Raw genomic sequence first — 25878 nt, 5'->3', positions numbered from 1 at the left:
TGTCGCGATGAGGCGATCGTCGCTGGGAGTCGCCAGCGACGGTTGCGCATCCGGTTCATCTGCACACCTATGACATCAGACGACACGCGTACTGACAGAGCATCGCTGTCGCCCACGTCAATGGCGCCTCAAGTACGGGTTTGCCCTATTTTTTAGTTATCAAAGAAAACTACATTGATTATTTGAAATAACGTTATGACCACCCGGGGTCCACCCCGGTCCAGGAGACAACCATGGGTCAGATCGCGTTCTCTTCATGCCGTCCGGGATGGGCAGCGCTGGCTGCGGCATCCTTGCTTTCCGCCTGCGGCGGGGGTGGAAGCGGAGGTGGCTTGGCGTTCGTTCCGACAACGCCGGCGACGCCGTCGGAAGCGCGCCCCGGCACGCTGCAGTCCTGTACCGACCTCGCAAGCAAGGCGGCGTTCAACAGTACGGTCTACACCAGCACCACTTCCGTGGCTGCTGGCGCGCTCGCCGTAGCCGGCGTGAGTACGCCGGCGCCGGAGCACTGCCTCGTGCAGGGCCAGATGAATCAGCGAACCAGCAGCGTCGACGGCAAGACCTACGCGATCGGCTTCGAGATGCGTCTACCGGTCAACTGGAACGGCCGCTTCTTCTATCAGGCCAACGGCGGGCTCGATGGGAACGTGGTTCCGGCCACGGGGAGCATCGGCGGAGGATCGCCGAAGACCACGGCCCTGCACATGGGCTTCGCCGTGATCAGTTCGGACGCAGGGCACTCCGGCACGCAGAATCCGACTTTCGGCATCGACCCGCAGGCGCGCCTGGACTATGGCTACAACGCCGTGGCGCAGCTGACGCCAATGGCCAAGAACCTGGTCGCCAAGGCCTATGGCCGCGCACCCGACCGCTCCTATTTCGGCGGCTGCTCGAACGGCGGCCGGCACGCGATGGTGGCAGCGGCGCGATTCGCCAGCCAGTACGACGGCATCCTGGCCGGCAATCCCGGCTTCAACCTGCCGAAGGCTGCAGTGGCGCAGCTCTATGGCGTGCAGCAATACGCCAAGGTGACGACAGCCAATACAGCGGCCGGCAAGCCGGATCTGCAGACCGCCTTCACGCAAGCGGAGATGACCACCGTGGCCAACGCGGTGCTCGCGCGCTGCGACGCACTGGACGGAGCGACTGACGGCATCGTCGCGGACGTCCAGATGTGCAAACAGGCATTCGACCTGGCCACTGCAGTGCCCACATGCGGCGGTGCGCGCGACGGCAGCTGCCTCACGGCCGTGCAGAAGAGCGTGCTCGACAACGTGTTCTCCGGCGCGAAAAACAGCGCGGGCACGGCGCTCTACAGCAGCTTTCCCTACGATGCCGGCATCAACCGCGCCGATTGGCGCCAGTGGGAGTTCTCCAATTCGCAGAGCCTGGACACCGCCGCGGTCGGCTTTGTATTCAGCACCCCGCCGCTGGGAACGAGCCGGCCGTCCGGTATCGATTTCGCGCTCGGATTCAGCATGGACATCGATGCGCCGAGCATCTTCACGAGCACGGCGCTCTACACCGAGTCGGCTATGTCCTTCATGACGCCGCCGAACCCGAGCAAGCTTTCGGCGCTTCGCGACCGCGGCAGCAAGCTCATCGTCTATCACGGCACCAGCGACGCGGTGTTCTCGTCGGACGACACGACCAGTTGGTACGAACAATTGCGCGCGGAGAACGGTGGCGATGCGTCCGGCTTTGCCCGCTTCTTTCCGGTGCCCGGCATGAATCATTGCGGGCGCGGCCCGGCCACCGACCAGTTCGACATGCTGACGCCGCTCGTCGCGTGGGTGGAACAGGGCAAGGCGCCTGCGTCGATCATCGCCGCGGCTCGCGGGACGGGCGCCAATGTGGTCAACACCGAATTGCCTGCAGACTGGTCGGCCGATCGCACGCGGCCGCTGTGCCCGTATCCCAAAACAGCGGCCTACATGGGCGGCAGCATCGAATCGGCTTCCAGCTTCGCGTGCCGATAGCAGGCGGCGCGCAGCTGGTCGGCGGAGAGTGTGAGATTCGAACTCACGGACGGTTGCCCGTCGGCAGTTTTCAAGACTGCTGGTTTAAACCACTCACCCAACTCTCCGGGCTGTCTTCGCCTTGCACGAAGGCATTCGAGCGATTTTAGTCGCCGGGCGGAGTCGGGCCCCAGCCGCGCATCACCAAGTCGACGATGCCCTGGGCCCACGCGCGGCGCTCCTCGGGGCCGGCGAGCGGCTTGGAGATGAAGAAACGCACGCCGCCGAAGGCCAGGGTGGAAAGCTGCACCGCCGCCAGCTCGGGCGCGGGCACATGCAGCTTTCCGGTGCGGTGCGCCTCGGCCAGATAGTCGACCACCGGTGCGAGCACATAGCTGTTCTCGGCATAGAGCGACTTCGCAAGCTCGGGAAAGCGCACGGCTTCCGCGATCACGAGGCGCAGCAAGGCCAGCGTCTTCGGCTCGGTGGCGCCGAGGTACATGCGCTCGACCAGGTCGAGCAGAACTTGCCTCTCGTCGGCGTCGTGCCGCACGAGCGTGGCCTGCATCGTCTCGCGCGCATTGCTGACGGCACGGTGCACAACCTCCCGGAACAAGGCTTCCTTGTTCTCGAACTGCCGGTAGATGGTGATCTTGGCGACGCCCGCCTCGCGCGCGATGGCCTCGATGCTGGTGGCGGCATAGCCGTTTTCGAGGAAGGACTTCAACGCCGCGGCGAGGAAGGATTCGCGCAGTGCTGCAGCCTGCTCGGGACTGGGCCGTCCGCGCGATCTGCGCTGCGTCTCTTCCGGCGAAGTTCGGTTCGGCATGGCTTTCCTCTCAAGCATCCGGCAGGAAGATGGCCTGCAGATCGCTCAGGAAGTCGAAGCCGCGCGCTGTCGGCCAGACGCGCGCGAGGTCGCGCTCGATCAGGCCCTTGCGCTCGGCTTCCTCGAGCCCGCGCTGGATGGCAGTGATGGCCAGCCCGGTGCGCTCACCGAACTGGGCGAGCGTGAAACCCTCCTTGAGGCGCAGGGCGTTGAGCATGAATTCGAAGGGCAACTCGGCCAAGCCGACCTCGTCGCTCTGCGCGACTGCCTGGCCGGCGAGCGCACTGTCCATGTAGAGACGCGGTTCCCGAAAGCGGACCTGCCGCACCACGCGGTGCGCAAAGCTCAGCTTGCTGTGCGCGCCGGCGCCGATGCCAAGGTAGTCGCCGAACTGCCAGTAATTGAGGTTGTGCGCACAGGCGTGGCCTGCGCGCGCATAGGCCGAGATCTCGTAGCGGCCGAGGCCGTTCTGCGCGGTGCGCTCGGTGATGCGGTCGAGCATCGCGTAAGCGGCGTCGTCCTCCGGCACCGCCGGCGGGAACTTGGCGAAGTAGGTGTTGGGCTCGATCGTCAAGTGGTAGACCGAGAGATGCGGCGGCGCCAGCGCCAGCGCCTGGTCGAGGTCCGCGTCGAGGCCTTCCAGGGTCTGGCCCGGCAGCGCGTACATCAGGTCGAGGTTGAAGGTGTCGAAGGCGAGCGCGGCCTCCTCGACCGCGGCGATGGCCTGTGCGCGGTCGTGCACGCGGCCGAGTGCTTTCAGGTGCTCGTCGTCGAAGCTTTGCACGCCGACCGACAGTCGCGTGACACCGGCCGCCCGGTAGGCGCGGAAGCGATCACGCTCGAAGGTGCCGGGATTGGCCTCGAGCGTGATTTCGCAGTCGGGCGCGAGCTTGAGCCGGGCGCGCAGATCGCCCACCAGGCGGTCGATGGCGGCCGGCGAGAACAGGCTGGGCGTGCCACCGCCGATGAAGATGGTGTTCACGCTGCGGCCCCAGATCAGGGGCAGCGCAGCATCGAGGTCCGCGATGAGCGCGTCGAGGTAGCGCTGCTCGGGCAATGCATCGCCGTCGCCGCGCCATTCGTGCGAATTGAAGTCGCAGTAGGGGCACTTGCGCAGGCACCAGGGCAGATGGACGTAGAGCGACAACGGCGGCAGCGCCGGCAGTTGCAGCGGCCCCGGCCGCATCAGGTGCAGCACGTCGTTGGCGTGGGCCGCACCGCCGGCGGGCTCCCCTGCGTTGCTCGCGATCGGAACGACGACGCTCACAGCCAGCGCTCCCGCATCAGGGCCAGCATCGCGCGCGCTGCCTGGCCACGATGGCTGTTGGCGTTCTTCACTTCGGTCGGCAGCTGGGCGAAGGTCTTGCCGAACTGCGGCACCCACATGACGGGATCGAAGCCGAAGCCGTTGTCGCCGATTGGCTCGCGCACGATTTCGCCGGCGGCGCGGCCCACCGCAATCAAGGGTTCGGGATCGTCGGCGCGGCGCAGCGCCACCAGCGTGCTGACGAGCGCAGCGCGACGGTCGTCGACGCCGGCCATCTGCTCGAGCAACGCGCGCACGTTGTTCGCGTCACCCTTCTCGTAGCCGAACTGGGTGGCGTAATAAGCGGTGGCCACACCGGGCAGCCCGCCGAACGCCTCGACGCAAAGCCCCGCATCGTCCGCGATGGCCGGCAAGCCAGTCGCCGCCGAGGCGTGGCGCGCCTTGGCCAGCGCGTTCTCGACGAAGGTGAGGAAAGGCTCCTCGGCCTCGCCGACCTGGAGTTCCGACTGCCGCACCAGCTCGACGCCGAGCGGCATAAACAACACCTGCAGCTCGGCGAGCTTGCCGGCGTTGTTGGAAGCCAGAACCAGTTTCATCCGTTCGACAATGCCTGCGCCTGCAGCGCAGTCAATTCGGCGATACCCTTTTCGGCCAGCAGGAGCAGCGCACTCATCTCTTCGCGAGAGAAGGCCGCGCCTTCGGCCGTGCCCTGAACTTCCACGAAATGGCCGGCGCCGGTCATCACGACGTTCATGTCGGTGTCGCAAACCGAGTCTTCGATGTATTCGAGATCGAGCAAGGGCGTGCCCTCCACGATGCCTACGGAGACCGCAGCCACGTGGCCGCGAATGGGCGAGGCCGCGATCTTGCCCGCCGCCAGCAGCTTGTCGACCGCATCCTGTGCCGCCACGAAGGCGCCGGTGATGGCAGCCGTGCGCGTGCCGCCATCGGCTTGCAGCACATCGCAGTCGAGATGGATCGTGCGCTCGCCCAGCACGGCCAGGTCGAACACGGCGCGCATGGAGCGGCCGATGAGTCGCTGGATCTCCTGCGTGCGGCCGCTCTGCTTGCCGCGCGCCGCCTCGCGATCGCTGCGCGTGTGGGTGGCGCGCGGGAGCATTCCGTACTCGGCCGTGACCCAGCCCTCGCCGCTGCCGCGCTTGTGCGGCGGCACCTTTTCCTCGACCGAGGCGGTGCACAGCACACGCGTCTGGCCGAACTCGATCAACACCGAGCCCTCGGCGTGAATCGTGAAACCGCGCGTGATGCGCACGGCGCGCAACTGGTCGGCGGCACGGCCGCCGCTTCGTACGAAAACTGTCATGTGGTGCGAAAAAAGAAGAAAGAAAAATCAGCCTTTGCGCGCAGCGGAACGCCGAATCGCCTCGTTGATCTCGGCGATCGAGCGTTCGATCGCGTCCTCGTCGAGGTCGTCGAGTTCGCTGTCGGAGGGCATGCCGGCCTGGATGGTCGAGGCGAACACGCCATCGCTGATGCTGTCGGTCGACACGCCGCGTGCCTGCCCCGTCGCCTCGGGCATCTCCCACTCGAGTGCGATCAGCGTCACGTTGTCGCTGTGGGTGCCGCCGTTGCGCAGCGCCATCTCGGCGAGATCCGGCGCGGCATCGGAGACGGGCTTGCCTGAGGAGAGCGTGTGCACGATGAGGGCTTCGTCCAACACGCCCCAGAGGCCGTCGGAGCACAGCATGATGCGGTCGCCGCGCTGGAGCTGCAGCGGCGCCGAGACGTCGAACAGCGGCGTGGTCGGAGAGCCCAGGCAGGTCAGCAGCAAGTTCCGGTTGACGATCTCAGCGCCGGCGTTGACGCGCGGCCGCTCGGCATGCGAGTGGTCGCGCGTGCGGGTGAGCAGCGCGCCGTCGCGCACCACGTACAGCCGCGAGTCGCCGCAATGGATCCAGGTGGCGGTGGTCCCCTGCAGAACCGCAACGACCACCGTGGTGCGCGGGGTGTCGAGCATGCCCTTGTTGCCCGCGTAGCGCATGATCTGCTGGTGCGCGGCCATCACCGATGCGGTCAGGAACGCCTTGACGTCCTTGAGGACCGGCCGCGCTTCGCGCTGGTACAGCGCCGCGATGGTCTGCAGCGCCAGCTGGGCCGCCACCTCGCCTTCGGGATGTCCGCCCATGCCGTCCGCCAGCACGAAGAGCCCCGATTCGCGCGTGTAGCAGTAGCCCATGCGGTCTTCGTTCTTGAGGCGGCCACCCTTGCGGCTGACCTGGAAGACGGAGAATTTCACAGTGCCCGCCCGGCCGCCCGAAGGCCACTGAGCCTCCCCCGGGGGGGCAGCGAATACACGAAGTGATGAGCGTGGGGGGTCGTCATGCCGGACGCGTCGTCGGTGCGGCCGCCTTGGGCAGGCCCTTCTTCTCGAAGGACCGCATGTTGTCGATCGACAGGCGGACCTTCTCGCTCACCGTGAGCTTGGTGTAGCGGCGTTCGCCTTCGCGGCTCAGCTCCTTCTGCAGCGCGAAGACCGACTGCGGGCGCGAGAGCGGGTCGAGCGACATGCACCACTCGACCACTTCGATCAGGTTGTCCGAGTAGATGCCGCGCAGGCGCGACAGCGACAGGCCGAGCCGGTCTTTCTCGATGCGCTGCGGAGCATCGTTCGGGGGATAGCCCTGCATGCAGGCATAGATGCAGGCGCCGATGGCGTAGATGTCGGTCCAGGGGCCCATCGACGAATCGCGGCGGTACATCTCTGGCGCCGCGAAGCCGGGGGTGTACATCGGGCGGATGAAGTTGCCTTCCTTGGAGAGCACTTCGCGCGCGGCGCCGAAATCGATCATTACCGCCCGGTCGTCGTCCGTCACGAAGATGTTGGCGGGCTTGATGTCCAGATGCAGCATTTTGTGCTGGTGCACGATGCGCAGGCCGCGCAGGATCTCGTCGAACAGCGAGCGAATGGTGGACTCGCGAAAGACCTTCTGTTTCTTGAGGTCCCGTGCGGTCACGATGAAATCCTGCAGGGTGGCGCCCTCCAGGTAGTTCATGACCATGTAGACGGTTTCGTTCTCTCGGAAGAAATTGAGCACGCTGACCACCGAGGCATGCGAGATCTGCGCGAGCGACCGCCCTTCCTCGAAAAAGCTCTTCAGACCCAGCCGGTAGAGCGACAGCTTTTCGGGCGGCACCTGGGGCGCGAGTTCGCCGGTGCCCCGGGTTGCCAGCGAGGAGGGAAGGTATTCCTTGATCGCCACCTGCTGGCCGCTTTGATCGACGGAGAGGTAGACGACACCGAAACCACCGGCAGAAAGCCGACGCACGACGCGATAACCGCCGATGACCGTATCAGGCAGCAGGGGCGAAGGTTTGACCTTTGACATAATCCGGGAGTTTCGCCCGAAGGCGATGGTGCGGCAAGCGAACGCCGTGCCGTCGTCTCGGTGCGTACACACAAATTCACAGCGAGGCGCAATGCCAGTTTACAGCATGACCGGCTATGCCAGCGGCCAGAACGGCCCCGCGGGCAGTCACGCCGACACCGAGTCGCGGACCCATGGCGCGGGCCGGCTCGGGGTCGAGATCCGCTCGGTCAACAGCCGCTTTCTCGACCTCACTTTCAAACTGCCCGAGGAGTTGCGCCAACACGAGCCGGCCTTGCGCGAACTGCTTGCAGGACAGCTCAAGCGCGGCAAGATCGAGCTGCGCGCCGCGATCGAAGGCAGCGGCAGCGCTGGCATCGGCGAACCCTCGCCCAAGCTGCTGCAGCGGCTCAACGGCGTGCAGGACAGCATCAAGTCCTGGCTGCCGGCTGCCCGCGAACTCAGCGTGGCGGACGTGCTGCGCCTGGCGGCCGGCGACACCCAGGCGAAGGGGGACTGGGGGCCCGAGCTGACCGACGTGGCGGAGAAGACGCTCAAGGCTCTTGTTTCGGCGCGCGAGCGCGAAGGCGCCCGCCTTGCCCGGATGCTGCAGGACCACCTTGCCCAGCTGCGCAAGCTGGTCGAGCAGGCGCTGCCGCTGGTGCCGCAGCTCGTCGAGCAGCAGCGCACCCGCTTTCTCGAGCGCTGGCAGGAGGCCATGGGCCTGGCCGCCGGCGGCACGCCGCCGGAAGCGGCGCAGGACCGGGCGATGACCGAAGCCACGGCCTTTGCGATCCGCATCGATGTCGCCGAAGAGCTGACGCGCCTCGGTTCGCACCTCGACGAGATCGAACGGCTGGTCAAGAAGGGCGGCGAGATCGGCAAGCGCCTCGATTTCCTGATCCAGGAAATGCATCGCGAAGCCAATACCCTGGGCTCCAAATCGGCAACGCTCGAACTCACCCGCATCGGCGTCGACATGAAGGTGCTGATCGAGCAGATGCGCGAGCAAGTCCAGAACATCGAATAGATAGAGAACGAGCGAATGGACTACCCCGGCAACATTTTCGTGGTCGCAGCGCCGAGCGGCGCCGGCAAATCAAGCCTGGTCAAGGCCCTGATGGAACTCGATTCCGCCGTGCAGCCATCGGTGTCGCACACCACCCGCCCCCCGCGCGGCCAGGAAAAGCATGGTCGCGAGTACTTTTTTGCCTCGTCTTCGGAGTTCGATGCGATGGTCGCCTCCGACGCCTTCGTCGAATGGGCACACGTGCATGGCCAGCGCTACGGCACCTCGAAGAAGGCGATCGAGGAGCGGATCGCCCAAGGCGCGGACGTCATCCTCGAAATCGACTTTCAGGGCGCGCTCCAGATCCGAAAGACCTTTGCCAATGCGGTGACGATCTTCATCCTGCCGCCGAGTTGGGAGGAGCTGCGGTCCCGGCTTGAGCGGCGAGGAGAGGACAGCGCCGCGGTCATCGAGTTGAGGCTGCAGAACGCCGCCGAAGAGATGGCACGCGCCAGCGAATTCGACTTCGTTATAATTAATGAGTTATTTGAGCGCGCGCTTTTTGACCTCAAGGCGATCGTCCACGCTCAGCGGCTTCGGTATTCCGCACAGCGCCGCGCGCGTGCCGACACTTTCGCCGCGTTGAACATCCCCTGATCTCGCTCACCTGTAAGCCGAAAGAACCACATGGCCCGCATCACCGTCGAAGACTGCCTGCAACACATTCCGAACCGCTTCCAGCTCGTGCTGGCCGCCACCTATCGTGCGCGCATGCTGAGCCAGGGCCACGCGCCGAAGATCGAGAGCAAGAACAAGCCCGGCGTCACGGCATTGCGCGAAATCGCAGAGGGCAAGATCGGGATCGAGATGCTCAAGAAAGTGCCCGGCTGAGCTGACGCACCCATGCAACAAAGAGCACCGCCTTGCGGTGCTTTTTTTATGCCCGAACGCGTCGAATCGGCTGCCACGCTAAAGTGGAAGCCATGAGCGTGGTTGTCAAGTCCCAGTCAGATGCCCCCCGAGGCACGCCACGGCCGAGTCCGGCGGCGTTGAACGCGGCTGCCGCCAGCTTCGCTGCGCTGACCGACCGGCTCGACTACCTGAGCGCCGAAGACGTCGAACAGGTGCGCCGCGCCTACCGCTTCGCCGATGAGGCGCACCTGGGACAACTGCGCAACAGCGGCGAACCCTACATCACGCATCCGATCGCGGTGGCGGCGCAATGCGCCGAATGGAAGCTCGATGCGCAGGCCCTGATGGCCGCCCTGCTGCACGATGCGATCGAGGATTGCGGCGTGACCAAGTCGGAATTGATCGAACGCTTCGGCGCTCCGGTCGCCGAACTCGTCGACGGCCTCACCAAGCTGGACAAGCTTCGGTTCAATACGCGCGAGGAGAACCAGGCCGAGTCCTTCCGCAAGATGCTGCTCGCCATGGCGCGCGACGTGCGGGTCATTCTCGTCAAGCTGGCGGATCGAACGCACAACATGCGCACGCTCGACGACGCGCCGCGCGAGAAGTGGGCCCGGATTTCGGGCGAGACGCTCGAGATCTATGCACCCATCGCGCATCGGCTCGGACTCAACCAGACCTACAGGGAACTGCAGGACCTGTCGTTCCGCCATCTCCGGCCCTGGCGCTATGCGATCCTCGCGAAAGCAGTCACCAAGGCTCGCGGCCGGCGCCGCGATCTGATTCAGAAGGTGCAGCAGGAACTCGAAACCGCCTTTGCGGCGGCCGGCATGAGCGTGCGGATGGCCGGCCGCGAGAAGACGCTCTATTCCATCTATCGCAAGATGGAAGAAAAGCATTTGAGCTTTGCGCAGGTGACGGACATCTACGGCTTTCGCCTGATCGTGCCGACGGTGATCGCCTGCTACACCGGGCTCGGCATCCTGCACCAGATGTACAAGCCCTTGCCCGGCAAGTTCAAAGACCACATCGCAATCGCCAAGCTCAACGGCTACCAGTCGCTGCACACCACACTGGTGGGTCCGGCCGGCGTCAACGTCGAGTTCCAGTTGCGCACCGAAGCCATGCACGTGGTCGCCGAATCCGGCGTGGCTGCGCACTGGCTCTACAAGGCCGCCGAACCCAGCGCGGCGACCAGCGACCGGCTGGGCGCCAAATGGCTCCAATCGCTGCTCGACATCCAGGATGAAACGCGCGATGCCGCCGAATTCTGGGATCACGTCAAGGTCGACCTGTTTCCCGATGCGGTCTACGTGTTCACGCCCAAGAGCCAGATTCTGGCGCTGCCACGCGGCGCGACCGTGGTCGATTTCGCCTATGCCATTCACAGCAACATCGGCGATCACACCTCGGCCGCGCGCATCAACGGCGACCAGGTTCCGCTGCGCACCGAGCTCAAGAACGGCGATGTGGTCGAGGTGATCACGGCGCCGGTGTCGACGCCGAACCCCGCGTGGCTCGGCTTCGTGCGCACCGGGCGGGCCCGCTCCAAGATCCGCCACTATCTCAAGACCCTGGCGCATGCCGAATCCGAAGGCCTGGGCGAGAAGCTCCTGGCGCAGGCGTTGCGCGCCGAGGGGCTCGGCAACCTGCCGGACGACGACGAGGAGCATCAGCAGATCTGGGAAAAGCTGCTGCGATTCACCGGCAATCGCACGCGTTCGGAACTGCTGACCGACATCGGCCTCGGCAAGCGCATCGCCAGCATCGTAGCAAAGCGCCTCATGGCGCTCCTGGCAGAACGCGGCGAGAAGCCCGACGCGTTGATGCTGAGCCGCGAGCGTTTCACTGCGCACGAGGCCGTTTCGCAAGGGGCCGTCACGCTGGACGGCAGCGAGAACTCCTCGGTGCGCTTCGCGCTTTGCTGCCGCCCCATTCCGGACGACCCGATCGTGGGCTACCTCGGCCATGGCGAAGGACTGGTCGTGCACACCGAAGCGTGCGGCGTCGGTCAACGCTTGCGCCACAAGGACAGCGAGCGGTTTTTTGCCGTGGAATGGGCCGACGATCCGGTCCGCACCTTCGAGACCGGCGTCGTCATCACGGTGCGCAACGACAAGGGCGTGCTGGCGCGCGTCGCCGCAACGCTGGCAGACGCGGAAGCCGACATCACCCACGTGGAGATGGCCGACGAAACTCCGCAGGACTCCACCGATCTGCGTTTCGTGATCGCAGTGCGCGACCGCACGCACCTCGAAGCCGTACTGCGAGCCGCGCGGCGCACGCCATCGGTGCTCGCGGCCGCACGGACAGTTCCGGCCCCTTAAGCCGCAGCGGGCGGCGGATAGCTCACCGCCAATATCTCGATCTCGTGCACGCCGCCCGGCGTCGCAAGCTTGACCACATCGCCCTCCCGCGACTTCAGCAGCGCCCTCGCAATCGGAGAGATCCAACTGACTTGCGCCTGCGCGCTTTCGGCCTCGTCGATGCCCATGATGGTCACGACGCGCTCTTCGCCAGTCTCGTCGGCGTAGCGCACGGTGGCGCCGAAGAAGACCTGGTTGCGACCGTGGTGGACCGAAGGGTCCGTCACCTCCGCCACCTCGAGCCGCTTGGTGAGAAAACGGATCCGCCGATCGATCTCGCGCAGCCGCTTCTTCCCGTAAAGGTAGTCGCCGTTCTCCGAGCGATCGCCATTCTTGGCCGCCCAGTGCACGGCCTCCACCACCTTGGGCCGCTCGACGTCCATCAATTCGAGCAATTCGGCACGCAGGCGCGCGAAGCCCTGCGGGGTGATGTAGTTCTTGCTCCCTGCGGGTAGCGGCGGCGCGACGCCGGCCGTACCGTCGTCATCATCGCCTGCATCGTTTTCTTTGGTGAATGCCTTGCTCATCGCAGAAAGCTCCAAATGAAAAAAGCCCGCAACTTTCGTTGCGGGCTTTCCTGATGATGGTGCGGCTGGCAGGAATTGAACCCACGACCCCTTGGTTCGTAGCCAAGTACTCTATCCAACTGAGCTACAGCCGCACAGCTTGCGATTATAGCATCTTCGCAACACCCGGTGGCTCGGCGGCGAAAGAAAGAGAGCAGTCGACGCGATGGGCTCGAGCCATCGATCAACTGCCTGCGAGTCTACGTCGAGCCAAGTCTGCATCAAAGTTTTGGTGAAAATGTGAACTAAATCATGACACCCAGCTTACATGGGCACTGCACCTACAGCGCCGCTTGGTCGACTGGCGCTAAAAACGGTTCTCATTGGTTTATTGGATGGAGGTCCCGATGTTCAGCTTTTTCCAGCCCAGTCGAAACGGCCACCTCAGGCGAGTCATGGCGCTTCTCGAAGAAGCCCACCTCGCACGTATCGAGCATCAGGCTGCCGCCGAACATCATGGTGCCCTGGCCCGGATGTACTCCGAGCGCGCCAAGAGACTGGAGCGCGAGCTCTACGGCTCGGCACAGATACCGCTCGGGGACACATCCGCCAAAGGCCAGGACGAGAAAGCGGTCCTCTATGCCTTGGATCCAAGTCGCCGGATCGAGACACAAGCAAAGGCTTGAGGATTGGCCCGCGACTGCGGGCGCCAAGGCGTGGTGGTAGGCCGTGATGGGCTTGAACCATCGACCAACGGATTATGAGTCCGCTGCTCTAACCAGCTGAGCTAACGGCCCGCACATCAAGGATTCTAGTGGGCGCAGGGCGCCGCTATTTGCGGTGGCTCAGCGCATTGGTGACCAGCCGCGACGTGATGTCGACGATCTGGATCATGCGCTCGTAGGGCATGCGCGTCGGACCGATGACGCCAAGCGTGCCCACCACCTCGCCGTCGACCTCGTAGTTCGCGCTCACGATCGACAGGTCGTCGAAGGGCACCACCTGGCTTTCTCCACCGATGAAGATGCGCACACCGTCTGCCTTGCTCGACACGTCGAGCAGGCGCATCAGTTGCGCCTTCTGCTCGAACAGCTCGAACGCACGGCGCAGGTGGCTCATGTCGCTGGAGAAATCGGTGACGGCCAGCAGATTCCGCTCGCCCGCGATCACCACTTCGTCCTGGGCTTCCGTCAGCACCTCGGAACTCACCTGGACTGCGGCCTGCATCAGCGCAGCGATCTCGCCGCGCAATTGCTCCATCTCGGACTGAAGCCGGTCGCGCACCTGCTCGATCGACAAGCCCGCAAAGTGCGTGTTGATGTAGTTCGATGCCTCGACCAGTTGCGACTGCGAATAGTCGACCTCGGGGAAGATCACCCGGTTCTGCACATCGCCGTCGGGCGACACGATGATCACGAGCAGGCGGCGGTCGGAAAGGCGAAGAAACTCGATCTGACGAAAAACGGATGCGCGGCGCGGCGCCATCACGACGCCGACGAACTGCGACAGGTTCGACAGCAGGTTCGCCGCGTTCGCGATCACCTTCTGCGGCTGGTCGGGAGCGAGGCTCGGCGGCGTGAACTGCTCGCGCTGCGCAGTCAGCATGGTGTCGACGAAAAGCCGATAGCCGCGCGCAGTTGGAATGCGGCCTGCAGAGGTGTGCGGACTGGCGATGAGCCCGAGCCCTTCGAGGTCGGACATCACGTTGCGGATGGTCGCAGGCGAAAGCTCCAGCCCCGAAGCCCGGGAAAGCGTGCGCGAGCCTACCGGCTGGCCCTCGGCGATGTAGCGCTCGACCAGCGTCTTGAGAAGCAACTTGGCGCGATCGTCCAGCATCGACTGATTTTAATGTTGTAATTTGTACATGACATCCAGCTTTCGGCACGTGGCCCTGATAGGTAAATACCAGGCTTCGGGCGCGCGGGCGCAGGCCGGCGCGTTGGACGAGGTCATGGAGGGCATCGGCGCCTTCCTGGAATCGCAAGGCTGCGAGGTCTTTGTCGAACAGCCGCGCGACGGCGAATGCGGCCAGACCCGCTACCCCGCACTGACTGTCGAACAGATCGGCCAGCGATGCGATCTGGGCCTGGTGGTCGGCGGCGACGGCACCATGCTCGGCATCGGGCGCCAGCTGGCGTGCTACGGCGTTCCACTGATCGGCATCAACCGCGGCCGGCTCGGCTTCATCACCGACATTTCCCTCGACAACTACCAGGCGACGCTGATCCCGATGCTGGCCGGCGAGTGCGAGGAAGACCACCGCAGCCTCATGCACGCCCAGGTCATGCGCGACGGCGTGTCGGTGTTCGATGCGCTCGCCATGAACGATGTGGTGGTCAATCGCGGCGCCACCTCAGGCATGGTGGAGTTGCGTGTCTCGGTCGGCCGCCATTTCGTGGCCAATCAGCGCGCCGACGGCATGATCATCGCCTCACCCACTGGTTCCACCGCCTACGCGCTGTCGGCGGGCGGACCGCTGCTGCATCCGGCGGTCCCGGGATGGGTGATGGTTCCCATTGCGCCCCACACGCTCTCGAACCGCCCGATCCTGCTGCCGGATGCCGACGAGGTCCTGATCGAGCTGGTGGGCGGCCGCGATGCGAGCGCCAGTTTTGACATGCAATCATTGGCTTCTCTTGCCATCGGCGACCAGGTCGTGGTGCGCCGCTCCGACTACCGGGTGCGTTTTCTGCATCCGAAAGGCTGGAGCTACTTCGACACATTGCGCAAGAAGCTGCACTGGAACGAAGGAGGTTCCTGACATGGCATTGCGCCGCATCGCCCTGCGCGACTTCGTGATCGTGCGCGCGCTCGAACTCGATCTCTCCACGGGCTTCACCGTCCTCACCGGCGAAACCGGCGCGGGCAAGTCGATTCTGATCGACGCGCTCCAGCTGGCGCTCGGCAACCGTGCCGATGCCGGCGCCGTGCGCGAAGGCGCCGAGCGCCTGGACGTGAGCGCGGAGTTCGACACCGATCCTGCCTTGGCCGCCTGGCTGGACGAAGGCGGCTTCGAAGCGGGCGATGTCCTGCTTCTGCGCCGCACGGTCGACCTTCAGGGTCGCAGCCGCGGCTGGATCAACGGCAGCCCCGCCACCGCGACCCAATTGCGCGAGCTCGGCGACCGGTTGCTGGACATCCACGGCCAGCATGCATGGCAAAGCCTCACCCGGCCCGAAGCCGTGCGCGGCCTGCTCGATGCCTATGCCGGTGTGGACACTGCCGTGCTCGATAGCGCCTGGCAGAACTGGCGGCAAGCGATCGCTGCGCTCGACAAGGCGCGCTCGGCGCAGGATTCGCTGCAGCGCGAGCGAGAGCGCTTGCAGTGGCAGGTGGGCGAGGTGATGAAGCTCGCGCCCGGCGCCGACGAGTGGGAGGAGCTTTCGGCCAGCCACACCCGCATCTCCAATGCGCAGGCGCTCATCGATGCCGCCGAGGGCGCGTGCAGTGCCCTGGAAGACGATGACAGCGGAGCGCTCGCCGCGTTGAGCCGCGCCGTCACGCTGCTGCAGAACTGCGAGCACATCGAGCCGGAGTTCAAGGCGCTGGGCGAGGTTCTGGCCTCGAGCGTGGCGCAGGCCTCTGACGCTGCGCATTCGCTGCATGGCTACCTGCGCCAGGCCGACACCGATCCCGAGCGACTCGCCGAATTGGACGAGCGCATGGGACTCTGGATGTCGCTCGCCCGCCGCTACAAGCGCACGCCGGCTGAACTGCCGTCCTTGCTGGCCGGCTGGCAAACAGAGTTGCAGGCCCTCGACGCGCAGAGCGACCTCGAAGCCCTCGAGCGTGCCGAACAGACGGCACAGCAGGCTTACATGAAGGAAGCCAAGACGCTGGGCAAGGCACGCAAGCAGGCGGCGCCCCGGTTGGCACAGGCCGTGACACAGGCCATGCAGGGCCTCGGCATGCAAGGCGGCCGCTTCGACGTCGCGCTGGAGCCGCTCGCCGAACCGGGCCGCGCGGGGCTCGAAGACATCGCTTTCCTGGTGAGCGGCCACACCGGCAGCACGCCGCGGCCCATTGGCAAGGTGGCTTCGGGTGGCGAACTCTCGCGCATCGCCCTCGCGATAGCGGTCACGACCAGCCAGCTCGGCGCGGCACAGACGCTGATCTTCGACGAGGTCGACGCAGGCGTCGGCGGCGCGGTGGCCGAAACCGTCGGCCGCCTCATGAAACAGCTCGGCCGCGACCGCCAGGTGCTGGCGGTCACGCACCTGCCGCAGGTGGCGGCCTGTGCGGACCACCACCTGCTGGTCGCCAAGCACCAGACCAGCGCCAAGAGCCAGGACGGCATTCGCACCGAAAGCGGCGTCTCGGTGCTCGACGAGGACACCCGGCCGCGCGAGATCGCGCGCATGCTGGGCGGCGAGCGCGTTTCGCAGACATCGCTCGCGCACGCGCGTGAAATGCTGGGCAAGAAGACGCCGGAGACCTCATCGTGAGCCTCGAACTGGTGCTGATCACCGGCATGTCCGGCTCGGGAAAATCCGTAGCACTGCATGCCCTCGAAGACGCGGGCTATTACTGCGTCGACAACCTGCCGCCCGAGTTGCTTGCACCCTTCATCGCGCTGCAACGGCAGCAGCAGACACCGCGCGTCGCGATCGCCATGGACGTGCGCAGCGGCGTGTCGTTGCCGCTCGTTCCCCAGCAGCTCGACGGCCTGCGGCGCGACGGCATATCGCTGCGCTCGCTGTTCCTCGATTCGACCACCGACGCGCTGGTGCGCCGCTATTCGGAAACCCGGCGCCGCCATCCCCTCTCACGCCAGGAAGGCCGGACCGATTCCCCCGATCAGCAGCGGGCGCTGATTCAGGCCATCGAACTCGAGCGCGAGCTGCTGGCCGATCTGCGCGACGGCGCCGACGTGATCGACACCAGCATCATTCGCCCGGCCCAATTGCAGAGCTACATCAAGGCGCTGATCGCGGCGCCGGAGAGCACGCTCACGCTGGTGTTCGAATCCTTTGCGTTCAAGCGCGGCGTGCCGCTCGATGCCGACTACGTGTTCGACGTGCGCATGCTTCCCAATCCGCACTACGTGCCCGCGTTGCGACCGCTGACCGGGCGTGACGCGGCCGTGATCGACTGGCTGCGCGAACACGAGGATGTCGCACGCATGTACGGCGACATCGAACAGTTCCTCGATCGCTGGCTCGATGCGCTGGCCCGCGACCATCGCAGCTACGTCACCGTGGCGATCGGCTGCACCGGCGGCCAGCACCGCTCGGTCTTTCTCGTGGAGCAGTTGGCGCGCGGCTTCGGCGCACGCTGGGCGGCGCTCAAGCGGCACCGCGAGCTCGAAAGCGTCTAGGTCGTCAGGAGTTTGCGCACGGGCGCCGGCAAACCGAGAGCCGACCACCGGCCGGCCTCAAACCATTCGCCGGCATCACTGAGGGGCTGCGCGGCGGTGCACTCGACCGATACAGGATGCAGGTGCAGATCCTTGTGCGTCAGCACATGCACGAAAGCCGCGTCGTCGCGTGCGGTCTGGCGGTCGTCGGGCGCCAATTCGTCCAGCAGCGAGGCCCGGCTCTCGTAGACCGGCAGGCAGTACAGCCCTGCCCAGATGCCGCGCGAGGGACGTTTCTCGAGCCACACGCGGCCGTGCGCATCGCGCGCCTGCAGCATCCACAACGACTGGGCACTGCGCCGAAGCTTGCGCGTCTTGACCGGGAAGCGCTCGGGCTCGCCCTCGCGCCGCGCCGCGCACAGGTCACTGACCGGACAGATCATGCAACTCGCCTTGCGCGGCAAGCAGACGGTGGCGCCCAGATCCATCAGGCCCTGGGTATAGCGTGCGATGGCACGCCGATGCGCCGCCGCTGGCAGCAGCGCCGTGGCCATGGCCCACAAGGCCCGCTCCTGCGCAGCGGACGAAAGATCGCCCTCGAAAGCCAGCATCCGCGCCAGCACCCGCTTCACGTTGCCATCGAGAATGGCGACCCGCTCGCCAAAGCAGAAGGCAGCAATCGCGGCGGCCGTCGAACGGCCGATGCCCGGCAATGTCTGGAGTTCGGCAGCGGTGCGCGGAAATGCGCCGCCGAAGCGCGACACCACCTCCTGCGCGCAGCGGTGCATGTTGCGCGCACGGCTGTAGTAGCCCAGGCCGCTCCACAAGCCGAACACCTCGTCCTCGGCGCCGGCGGCGAGCGCCTGCACCGTCGGAAATCTTTCGAGAAAGCGTGCGAAATAGCCCAGCACCGTCGACACCTGCGTCTGCTGGAGCATGACTTCGGAAAGCCAGACGCGATAGGGATCGTGCGTGTTCTGCCATGGCAGCTCGCTGCGCCCATGGCTGCGTTGCCAATCGACAATGCGCGCTGCGAAACTCGACGCCAGCGCCTGCAGTGCTCCCTCCGGATCTTCAGGCGGCACTGAGTTCGTTGCGCGCCGCGGCAGCAGTGGGCGCTTCATTGCTCGTCAACAGGCCGGTGAATTCGCGCAGTCGCGCGTGGAGTTCGGTGAGGCCGCTTTCCTGGGCCGCGAGTTCGGCGAGGCGCTCGTCGAGGTTGCCTGCCGCGCCCTGGATGCGCTCGACCGCCTCAATGCGCTTGGTGAAGTTGCGGCGGCGTTCCTTGAGCTGCGCATCGAGCTGGGCGCCGGCGCCCTTGCTCCAGCGCTCCACCTCGGTCATGGCTGCTTCGTTGACCACACGCAGCCGGCTTGCCAGCGCGCGCACGAGCTTGTCGCAGAAGTCCGGCTGCGCCAGCTTGAGCAGGTTGCCGATGCCGAGGTAGTGGATGTGGCTGCGCTCGATCTGGCTCAGTTGCTGTTCGAAGCCCATCAGGTCGGGCTCCGCCGGCGCCTGCAGCGCGAAGCCATGCTCGGCGTTGAGCTGGCGGAACGTGGCGTGCAGCATCGACTGGATCTCGGCCGTGGTCGCCTGCACCTCGCGCAGGTTGTTGCGCAACGAGTCGAAGGTTTCGCCGTACACCTTGCGCACGTTGAACTTGATGCCCGGGCGCTTGAGCGCGGAGGCCAGGCGGCCCATGTCGGCCTTGAGCGCGGTGCTGCCGAGCACCGCGTACACCTCGCGCAACAGCTTGCCCTGCACCGAGCGCAGCGCCAGGATGCGCGCGTTGCTGCCTTCGAACTCGGTTTGCTCCTGCTCTATGCGGCTTCGCATGTGGCGGATGACCGACACGTTCTTGCCGCGCAGGCCTTGCAGTTCCAGCGCCTGCTCCGAAAGATCGCGTTGGCGAACCTTGAGGATGCGCGCCGCTTCGGCCTGCAGGGCCGCGATGCCCGCGTCGACAGCGAGCCGCAGCATCTTTTCGCGCTTGCCGAGCAGGCCCTCGCCCAGCACGGCTTCGAGCGCAGGAAGCCGGCTCGCCTGCAGCAGCGGCACGTCGCGGCGGATCTTGGCCTGCAGTCCTTTTTGCGCCGACACCGGCAGCACCTGCGGCAGCGGCACGCCGAGCAGTTCGGCAGCGCCCTTGCGCTGGCGCTGGATCTGCGCGTCGATCTGCGCCGGCGTGCTGAGGGTGTCCCACATGGTGTCGATCTTGTTGAGCACCACGATGCGGGTGTCGCCGGCCTCGCTTTCGGTGATCAGATGCTCGCGCCAGATGGCGAGATCGGAGCGCGTGACGCCCGTGTCCGCGGCCAGGATGAAGACCACGGCGTGCGCCTGCGGGATCAGGCTGACGGTCAGCTCGGGCTCGGCGCCGATCGCGTTGAGTCCAGGCGTGTCCAGAATCACGAGGCCTTGCTCCAGCAGCGGATGCGGCATGTTCAGTACTGCATGGCGCCAGCGCGGAATTTCGACATGCCCCTCGGCGTCGGGCACCGGATTGTCCTCGGGCGAGTCATCGTTCCAGAATCCCAGCGAACGCGCCTCGGCCTGGGGCACCCATCGAACTTCGGCCACCTTGTTCATCGTCTGCGACAACTGCTCGGCATCCTCGACGTCGATCGGAATCTCGGTCCAGTGCTCGGGCTTGTCGCGCCAATGGGCGAGCGAATACGGCTCGAGGCGGGTTTCGATCGGCAGCAGCCGCAGGCTGGGGAGATGCGCAGCGTCGTATCCGAGTTCGGTCGGGCACATCGTCGTGCGACCCGCGCTCGCCGGCATGATGCGGCGTCCGTAGGCGGCAAAGAAGATCGCGTTGATCAGCTCGGACTTGCCGCGCGAGAACTCGGCGACGAAGGCCACCATGACCTTGCTGGTGCGCATCTGCGATTCGAGATCGCGCAGCCGTTCGGCCACGCTCTGATCGAGCAGCTCGTTCTCGTCCAGCCAGCGCGAAAGCCATTTGAGGCGATGCGCGAAATTGCGTCGCCAGGCGCCATGCTGGTCGAATTGCTGATTGAAAGAACGTGTCAAGGGTGATGTAAAGGTTGCTTACAAAATATAGCACCCACTTGGGTTTCGCGCCTCATCTGTCCTCAGCGCTTTCAACGCTTTTGGCATTTTGGACAGAAATAAGTGGATCGCTGGCCTTGGCGCATCTGCCTTACAAGTGTCGCGCACACGCGGCATGGTTCCCCAGCGCGTCCGTAAACGGTTGCTTCCAGCTGGAAATAGCCGCTCTGGCCGTCGATATTGGAGAAGTCGCGCAAGGTGCTGCCGCCGCGTTCGACGGCCCGCGCCAGAATTTCGCGCACCGCGGCATGCAAGCGCACAGCGCGCGGCCGGCTGATGCGTGAAGCAGACATCGTCGGGCGGATGCCGGCGAGAAAGAGCGCCTCGGAAGCATAGATGTTGCCCACACCCACCACCACGTCGCCGGCCAGCAACACCTGCTTGATCGGCGCCCTGCGGCGCCGCAGCCCTGCGTAAAAACGGTCGATATCGAAAGCCTCGCCCAGAGGCTCCATTCCCAGGCCGCCCAACAGCTTGATCGCCAGCGGCGCAGCCTCGTCCGCGGCATAGACGACGGCGCCGAAGCGCCTCGGATCGTTGAGGCGCAGCGTGCCGCGGCTGGTCACCAGATCGAAATGGTCGTGCGTACCGGGCGAAGGCAGGCCTGCATCGAAGCGCAGGCTGCCCGACATGCCCAGGTGCACCAGCAGCAATCCGGCATCCAGGTCGATCAGCAGGTACTTGCCGCGCCGGCGCACCGCACGTACGGTGCGTCCCACCAGTTCAGCCGGCTCGACGGCAAGTGCCCAGCGCAGCGGCTTGCCCGTGCGCACGGCATCGATGCGCGCACCGGCAATGCGATCGGCGAAGCCGATCCGCGTCACTTCGACTTCAGGCAATTCAGGCATGGACGAAGGCTGACATGAAAAGAAGCCGGGGCTGAAGCCCCCGCATGACCATCGTTCAAAAGCCTGGATTATTATGGTTCGATGACCCCATCGCTCCGCCGATCCCGCCTTGCGGCGGCCGCGCTTCTGACCCTCGCCGTGCTCGCCGTCCAGGCGCAGCCTGCAACGCCAGCCCCTGCAGCGCCGACCAGTCCGGCTCCCATCATCGAACCGGCCGCGCCCGCGGCAACGACATCGGCCGCCGCGGCCCAGCGCGCCGAAAAGGCCCAGGCCTCGGCGCTCACGGCGGAGCTGTTCTACGAAGTTCTGATGGGCGAGCTGACCGCCCGCACCGGCGATCCGGGCTCGGGCTACGCGCTGGTCCTCGATGCTGCGCGCAGGTCGCGCGACGGCAAGCTGTTCCAGCGGGCGGTCGAGATCGCGTTGCAGGCGCGCTCCGGCGATGCCGCATTGGCTGCTGCGCGCGCCTGGAAGGAAACCCTGCCCGAATCGCGCGAGGCGCGGCGTTTCGAGCTGCAGATCCTGATCGCGCTGAACCGCATCGGCGAAACCGCCGAACCGCTGCGGGCCGAACTGGCCGCCACGCCGCAGGTGGAACGTCCGTTCCTGATGGCCGTGATCGCGCGCAACTATGCGCGAGCTACCGACAAGAAGCTTGCCGCTTCGGTGGTCGAACAGGCGCTGGCCGATGAACTCAAGAGCCCCGCGACGGGCGGGGCGGCCTGGAGCACGGTCGGCCGTCTGCGGCTGGCAGCGGGCGATACCTCGGGGGCGCTCGACGCCGCGCGAAGAGGCCAGGAAGCCGATCCTTCCTCGGATGGCCCCGCCATGCTGGCGCTGGAGCTGATGGACCCCGGCCAGCCGTTGGCCGAACCGCTGGTGAAGCGCTACCTCGCGGGCCCGAAGGCGCTGCCGGAACTGCGCGTCGCCTACGCGCGGGTGCTGGTGGAAGGACGCCGCTATGAAGATGCCAGCGCGGAACTCGCCGCGCTCACCGTGGCCCGTCCCGAACTGGCCGAACCCTGGCTGCTGCTCGGCAGCCTGCAAACGCAGGCACGCCAGGATGCGGCGGCCGAAAGCTCGCTCAAGCGCTACATCGGCCTGGCCGATACGCAGCGCGATGCCGAGGCGCGCAGCCGCGGCCAGACCCAGGCCTTTTTGCTGCTGGCGCAACTGGCGGAGCGCCGCAAGGACTTCAAGGGTGCCGAGCACTGGCTGGGCCGCATCGACAGCACCGACGACCTGGTAGGCGCGCAGACGCGCCGCGCGGCACTGCTGGTGCGCCAGGGCAAGCTGCCCCAGGCACGCGAGCTGGTTCGCGGCTTGCCCGAACGCACTGCTGACGAAAAGAAGCAGAAGTTCCTGGCCGAGGTCCAGCTGCTGCGCGATGCCAAGCAATACCAGGCCGCCTACGACATGCTGACCGAGGCCAGCACGGCCGCGCCGCAGGACACCGACCTGATCTACGACCGGGCGATGGTGGCCGAGAAGCTGAACCGTCTCGACGAGATGGAACGCTTGCTGCGCCGCCTGATCGAGCTCAAGCCCGACAACCAGAACGCCTACAACGCGCTCGGCTATTCGCTGGCCGATCGCAAGGTCCGGCTGGAAGAGGCGCGCACGCTGATCCTGAAGGCCGTGCAGCTGGCCCCGGAAGACCCGTTCATCGCGGACAGCCTCGGATGGGTCGAGTTCAGGCTCGGCAACATCGACGAAGCCATGCGCATCCTCGAGGCGGCCTACAAGCGCCGGCCCGACCCGGAAATCGGCGCGCACCTCGGCGAAGTTCTCTGGGCCAAGGGCCAGCGCGACCGCGCGCTTTCCATCTGGAAGGAAGCGCACCTGGTCGATGCCGACAACGAGACGCTGCAGGAAACGCTCAAGCGCCTGCGCGTAAAGCTTTGAACCGCCGCCTGGCATTGAGCGCCGGCGCCGCCGGCGTGTTGCTGCTCGCGGGCTGCGCCAGCCCGGTCGGCCCGACCGGCGCGATTGGCGCGGTCGGCACCGAAGCCTGGAGCGGCCGGCTGTCGCTGCGCATCGACAGCGAGCCGGTGCAGACTTTCTCGGCCCTGTTCGAACTGCGCGGCGCGCCGCGGGCCGGCGAGCTCACCCTCACCAGCCCGATTGGCAGCACCTTGGCCCAGCTTCACTGGGCGCCCGGCGAAGCGCTGCTGAAGGACGGCAGCAAGACGCGGCGCTTCGACTCGCTCGACGCGCTCATCGAGGCGGCGACGGGTGCCGCCATTCCGGTGGCTGCGCTGTTCGGCTGGCTGGCGGGCCGCGAAGAGCGCGTGCCGGGTTGGCGGCCCGACCTGTCGCAGATCGGCACAGGACGATTGCAAGCCACCCGCGACGCACCGCAGCCGCGGGCCGATCTGCGCATCGTCTTCGAACGCGCATGAAGGCGATCTACGACCTTCCGGCGCCGGCCAAGCTCAACCTCTTTCTGCATATCACCGGCCGGCGTGCGGACGGCTACCACCTGCTGCAGTCGGTGTTCATGCTGATCGACTGGTGCGACACCCTGCATGTCGAAATACGCGGTGACGGCGCCGTCACCCGCGAAGACCTGACGACCGCGCTGCCGCCCGACGACTTGGTTGTGCGCGCCGCGAAGGCGCTTCAAGCCTTTGCCCAAACCCCGCAAGGCGCCCATATCGGAATCGCGAAGCAGGTGCCGGCCCAGGCCGGCATGGGCGGCGGCTCCTCGGATGCCGCCACCTGCCTCCTGGCGCTCAATCGCCTGTGGGGACTGAAGTTGCCGCTGTCGAAACTGGAGCAGATCGGCCTGGCGCTGGGCGCCGATGTGCCCTTCTTCCTGCGTGGACGGAACGCCTGGGTCGAGGGAATCGGCGAAGAGATCACGCCCATCGAGCTGCCGCCGGGATGTTTTGCCGTCGCCAAGCCGCCCGAGGGACTCGACACCCGTCTGATTTTTGCAGCGCCCGATCTTCAGCGCGCCACACCCGCTGCTATAATCTCGGGCTTTGCTGCACACAGCGGGGCTGGAGCCACAAGTTTCAGCTTTGACTTCGGTCATAACGATCTGCAGCCGGTTGCCGAGCGGCTTTGTCCCGCGGTCACCGAAGCCGTCGAATGGCTCGGTCGCCAAGGACTTCAGGCCCGGATGACCGGTTCGGGGAGTTCGGTGTTCGCAGCGATGCCGCACCAAGCGGAACTCGCCACGGCGCCCTCGGGCTGGCAGGTTCGCAAGTGCAGCAATCTGGCCGTTCATCCCCTCGTGGGCTGGGCGGGCTAGAAGATCAGAGCGCTTTTGTGATCTGATGCGACATATATCGGTTGACGACCCTGGTCGTCGACCCGTGTAGGGGAGTCGCCAAGCTGGTTAAGGCACTGGATTTTGATTCCAGCATGCAAAGGTTCGAATCCTTTCTCCCCTGCCAAATCTTCATTGACACGTAGATTGGCGGCCCTCCAAAAGGGCCATTTCGCATTGCCGGATGCATTTTGCCGGGACGCTCATGCAGGTTCACCACCCTGATTTCATGGTTTTCACCGGCAATGCCAACCCGGGCCTTGCCGCAGAGATCGCGCAGCATCTGGGCACCTCGCTGGGCGCCGCCCGCGTCGGTCGCTTCTCCGACGGCGAAGTCACCGTCGAGATCAACCAGAACGTGCGGGCGCGCGACGTGTTCGTCGTCCAGTCGACCTGCGCGCCGACCAACGAGAACCTGATGGAACTGCTCATCATGGTCGACGCGCTCAAGCGCGCTTCGGCCGAGCGCATCAGCGCGGTGATTCCCTACTACGGCTATGCGCGCCAGGACCGCCGCCCGCGCTCGAGCCGGGTGCCGATCTCGGCCAAGGTGGTGGCCAACCTGCTCGAAACGGTGGGCGTCGCCCGCGTGCTGACCATGGACCTGCACGCCGACCAGATCCAGGGCTTCTTCGACATCCCGGTCGACAACATCTATGCGTCGCCGGTGCTCCTGGGCGATCTGCGCCAGCAGAACTACGAAGACCTGATCGTGGTCTCGCCCGACGTCGGCGGCGTGGTTCGCGCCCGCGCCCTCGCGAAGCAGTTGAATTGCGACCTGGCGATCATCGACAAGCGCCGTCCGCGCGCCAACGTGAGCGAGGTCATGCACGTGATCGGTGAAATCGACGGCCGCAACTGCGTGATCATGGACGACATGATCGACACCGCCGGCACCCTGGTGAAGGCGGCCGAAGTCCTGAAGGAACGCGGCGCCAAGAAGGTGTACGCCTATTGCACGCACCCGATCTTCTCGGGCCCCGCCATCGAGCGGATCGCCCAGGGCAGCGCGCTCGACGAAGTGGTCGTGACCAACACGATCCCGCTGTCGAGCGTCGCGACGGGCTGCACCAAGATCCGCCAGCTCTCCGTGGCACCGCTGATCGCCGAAACGATCCAGCGCATTGCCAAGGGCGAGTCGGTGATGAGTTTGTTTTCGGACCAGGAAAATCTCTTTTAGAAGAGCCTGGTCTGAGCAAGAAGCCGGGC

General features: G+C 65.8%; 24 protein-coding genes and 4 tRNA genes. 14 read left to right on the top strand and 14 right to left on the bottom strand.

From position 1 onward, the window contains the following. The first annotated feature begins 233 nt into the window (after positions 1 to 233). Positions 234 to 1979, top strand: a complete 1746-nt coding sequence (locus AC3A6B_RS20120) for a tannase/feruloyl esterase family alpha/beta hydrolase (protein ID WP_487838426.1) — start codon at positions 234 to 236, stop codon at positions 1977 to 1979. Between the two features lie 22 nt (positions 1980 to 2001). Here AC3A6B_RS20120 and AC3A6B_RS20115 read toward each other — a convergent pair. The 7 genes from AC3A6B_RS20115 to AC3A6B_RS20085 form a co-directional block, all read right to left on the bottom strand. Then, positions 2002 to 2086, bottom strand: a tRNA-Ser gene (locus AC3A6B_RS20115). Between the two features lie 38 nt (positions 2087 to 2124). After that, positions 2125 to 2787 carry a TetR/AcrR family transcriptional regulator gene (locus AC3A6B_RS20110; protein ID WP_487838425.1) on the bottom strand — a complete coding sequence of 221 codons (663 nt, stop codon included), beginning with the start codon at positions 2785 to 2787 and terminating at the stop codon, positions 2125 to 2127. Between the two features lie 10 nt (positions 2788 to 2797). Then, on the bottom strand, positions 2798 to 4054 hold the full coding sequence (gene hemW / locus AC3A6B_RS20105) for a radical SAM family heme chaperone HemW (protein ID WP_487838424.1): 1257 nt from the start codon (positions 4052 to 4054) through the stop codon (positions 2798 to 2800). After that, positions 4051 to 4650: an RdgB/HAM1 family non-canonical purine NTP pyrophosphatase gene (gene rdgB / locus AC3A6B_RS20100; protein ID WP_487838423.1), complete on the bottom strand. Its 600-nt coding sequence runs from the start codon at positions 4648 to 4650 to the stop codon at positions 4051 to 4053. Before rdgB ends, hemW begins: the two co-directional genes overlap by 4 nt. After that, a complete protein-coding gene (gene rph / locus AC3A6B_RS20095) occupies positions 4647 to 5378 on the bottom strand; it encodes a ribonuclease PH (RefSeq protein WP_487838422.1) in 732 nt (243 codons plus the stop codon). Before rph ends, rdgB begins: the two co-directional genes overlap by 4 nt. Positions 5379 to 5405: 27 nt before the next feature. Beyond that, positions 5406 to 6311, bottom strand: coding sequence for a PP2C family protein-serine/threonine phosphatase (locus AC3A6B_RS20090; protein WP_487838421.1), 906 nt, complete (start codon positions 6309 to 6311; stop codon positions 5406 to 5408). A gap of 82 nt (positions 6312 to 6393) precedes the next feature. Further along, complete coding sequence (locus tag AC3A6B_RS20085) at positions 6394 to 7401, bottom strand: serine/threonine protein kinase (protein ID WP_093109014.1); 1008 nt, start codon at positions 7399 to 7401, stop codon at positions 6394 to 6396. A gap of 91 nt (positions 7402 to 7492) precedes the next feature. On the opposite strand from AC3A6B_RS20085, the gene AC3A6B_RS20080 reads away from it, so the two are divergent. From AC3A6B_RS20080 to AC3A6B_RS20065, 4 genes are all read left to right on the top strand, one after another. Further along, a complete protein-coding gene (locus AC3A6B_RS20080; RefSeq protein ID WP_487838420.1) occupies positions 7493 to 8410 on the top strand; it encodes a YicC/YloC family endoribonuclease in 918 nt (305 codons plus the stop codon). A gap of 15 nt (positions 8411 to 8425) precedes the next feature. After that, a complete protein-coding gene (gene gmk / locus AC3A6B_RS20075) occupies positions 8426 to 9046 on the top strand; it encodes a guanylate kinase (protein ID WP_487838419.1) in 621 nt (206 codons plus the stop codon). A gap of 30 nt (positions 9047 to 9076) precedes the next feature. Further along, positions 9077 to 9280, top strand: coding sequence for a DNA-directed RNA polymerase subunit omega (rpoZ, locus tag AC3A6B_RS20070; RefSeq protein ID WP_093109017.1), 204 nt, complete (start codon positions 9077 to 9079; stop codon positions 9278 to 9280). Positions 9281 to 9372: 92 nt separating this feature from the next. Then, entirely contained in the window at positions 9373 to 11628 is a 2256-nt protein-coding gene (locus AC3A6B_RS20065) for a RelA/SpoT family protein (RefSeq protein WP_214698929.1), read from the top strand. Here the strand turns inward: AC3A6B_RS20065 and greB are convergent. Beyond that, positions 11625 to 12194: a transcription elongation factor GreB gene (gene greB, locus AC3A6B_RS20060; protein ID WP_487838418.1), complete on the bottom strand. Its 570-nt coding sequence runs from the start codon at positions 12192 to 12194 to the stop codon at positions 11625 to 11627. The genes AC3A6B_RS20065 and greB overlap by 4 nt on opposite strands. A 57-nt stretch (positions 12195 to 12251) precedes the next feature. Next, positions 12252 to 12328 (bottom strand) — tRNA-Arg (locus AC3A6B_RS20055). A 252-nt stretch (positions 12329 to 12580) separates the two neighbouring features. Here AC3A6B_RS20055 and AC3A6B_RS20050 point away from each other — a divergent pair. After that, a complete protein-coding gene (locus AC3A6B_RS20050; RefSeq protein ID WP_487838417.1) occupies positions 12581 to 12859 on the top strand; it encodes a hypothetical protein in 279 nt (92 codons plus the stop codon). A gap of 34 nt (positions 12860 to 12893) precedes the next feature. Here the strand turns inward: AC3A6B_RS20050 and AC3A6B_RS20045 are convergent. Both AC3A6B_RS20045 and hrcA read right to left on the bottom strand, forming a co-directional pair. Then, positions 12894 to 12970: transfer RNA gene (locus tag AC3A6B_RS20045), tRNA-Ile, on the bottom strand. A gap of 34 nt (positions 12971 to 13004) precedes the next feature. Further along, positions 13005 to 14009, bottom strand: coding sequence for a heat-inducible transcriptional repressor HrcA (gene hrcA / locus AC3A6B_RS20040; RefSeq protein ID WP_093109021.1), 1005 nt, complete (start codon positions 14007 to 14009; stop codon positions 13005 to 13007). A 28-nt stretch (positions 14010 to 14037) separates the two neighbouring features. Here hrcA and AC3A6B_RS20035 point away from each other — a divergent pair, with 28 nt between their 5' ends. The 3 genes from AC3A6B_RS20035 to rapZ are packed head-to-tail and all read left to right on the top strand — an operon-like array spanning position 14038 to position 17490. After that, positions 14038 to 14934 carry an NAD kinase gene (locus AC3A6B_RS20035; RefSeq protein WP_487838416.1) on the top strand — a complete coding sequence of 299 codons (897 nt, stop codon included), beginning with the start codon at positions 14038 to 14040 and terminating at the stop codon, positions 14932 to 14934. 1 nt (position 14935) lies between these two features. After that, positions 14936 to 16618, top strand: coding sequence for a DNA repair protein RecN (gene recN / locus AC3A6B_RS20030; protein WP_487838415.1), 1683 nt, complete (start codon positions 14936 to 14938; stop codon positions 16616 to 16618). Then, positions 16615 to 17490 (top strand): RNase adapter RapZ, encoded by an 876-nt coding sequence (gene rapZ, locus AC3A6B_RS20025; protein ID WP_487838414.1) that lies wholly within the window; start codon positions 16615 to 16617, stop codon positions 17488 to 17490. The genes recN and rapZ overlap by 4 nt, the downstream gene beginning before the upstream one ends. Here rapZ and mutY read toward each other — a convergent pair. The 3 genes from mutY to mutM form a co-directional block, all read right to left on the bottom strand. Then, positions 17487 to 18593 (bottom strand): A/G-specific adenine glycosylase, encoded by a 1107-nt coding sequence (gene mutY / locus AC3A6B_RS20020; protein ID WP_487838413.1) that lies wholly within the window; start codon positions 18591 to 18593, stop codon positions 17487 to 17489. The two genes, rapZ and mutY, sit on opposite strands and share 4 nt — an antisense overlap. Continuing rightward, the gene (locus AC3A6B_RS20015; RefSeq protein WP_487838412.1) at positions 18544 to 20505 is read right to left on the bottom strand and encodes a dynamin family protein; all 1962 of its coding nucleotides are present in this window, start codon (positions 20503 to 20505) and stop codon (positions 18544 to 18546) included. The genes mutY and AC3A6B_RS20015 overlap by 50 nt, the downstream gene beginning before the upstream one ends. 71 nt (positions 20506 to 20576) lie before the next feature. Next, on the bottom strand, positions 20577 to 21392 hold the full coding sequence (gene mutM / locus AC3A6B_RS20010) for a bifunctional DNA-formamidopyrimidine glycosylase/DNA-(apurinic or apyrimidinic site) lyase (RefSeq protein ID WP_487838411.1): 816 nt from the start codon (positions 21390 to 21392) through the stop codon (positions 20577 to 20579). 81 nt (positions 21393 to 21473) lie between these two features. Here mutM and AC3A6B_RS20005 point away from each other — a divergent pair, with 81 nt between their 5' ends. From AC3A6B_RS20005 to AC3A6B_RS19985, 5 genes are all read left to right on the top strand, one after another. Beyond that, the gene (locus AC3A6B_RS20005) at positions 21474 to 23297 is read left to right on the top strand and encodes a tetratricopeptide repeat protein (protein ID WP_487838410.1); all 1824 of its coding nucleotides are present in this window, start codon (positions 21474 to 21476) and stop codon (positions 23295 to 23297) included. Next, positions 23294 to 23794 carry a lipoprotein insertase outer membrane protein LolB gene (locus tag AC3A6B_RS20000; protein WP_487838409.1) on the top strand — a complete coding sequence of 167 codons (501 nt, stop codon included), beginning with the start codon at positions 23294 to 23296 and terminating at the stop codon, positions 23792 to 23794. The genes AC3A6B_RS20005 and AC3A6B_RS20000 overlap by 4 nt, the downstream gene beginning before the upstream one ends. Then, positions 23791 to 24651, top strand: coding sequence for a 4-(cytidine 5'-diphospho)-2-C-methyl-D-erythritol kinase (ispE, locus tag AC3A6B_RS19995; RefSeq protein WP_487838408.1), 861 nt, complete (start codon positions 23791 to 23793; stop codon positions 24649 to 24651). Before AC3A6B_RS20000 ends, ispE begins: the two co-directional genes overlap by 4 nt. Positions 24652 to 24719: 68 nt before the next feature. Further along, positions 24720 to 24796 (top strand) — tRNA-Gln (locus AC3A6B_RS19990). Between the two features lie 78 nt (positions 24797 to 24874). Continuing rightward, positions 24875 to 25849 (top strand): ribose-phosphate pyrophosphokinase, encoded by a 975-nt coding sequence (locus AC3A6B_RS19985; RefSeq protein ID WP_126838506.1) that lies wholly within the window; start codon positions 24875 to 24877, stop codon positions 25847 to 25849. Positions 25850 to 25878: the final 29 nt, after the last annotated feature.

The sequence above is a fragment of the Variovorax sp. Soil_C_33 genome, assembly GCF_057656935.1.
The sequence above is the reverse complement of the archived record's forward strand: the minus strand, read 5'-3'. Positions and strand labels throughout refer to the sequence as shown.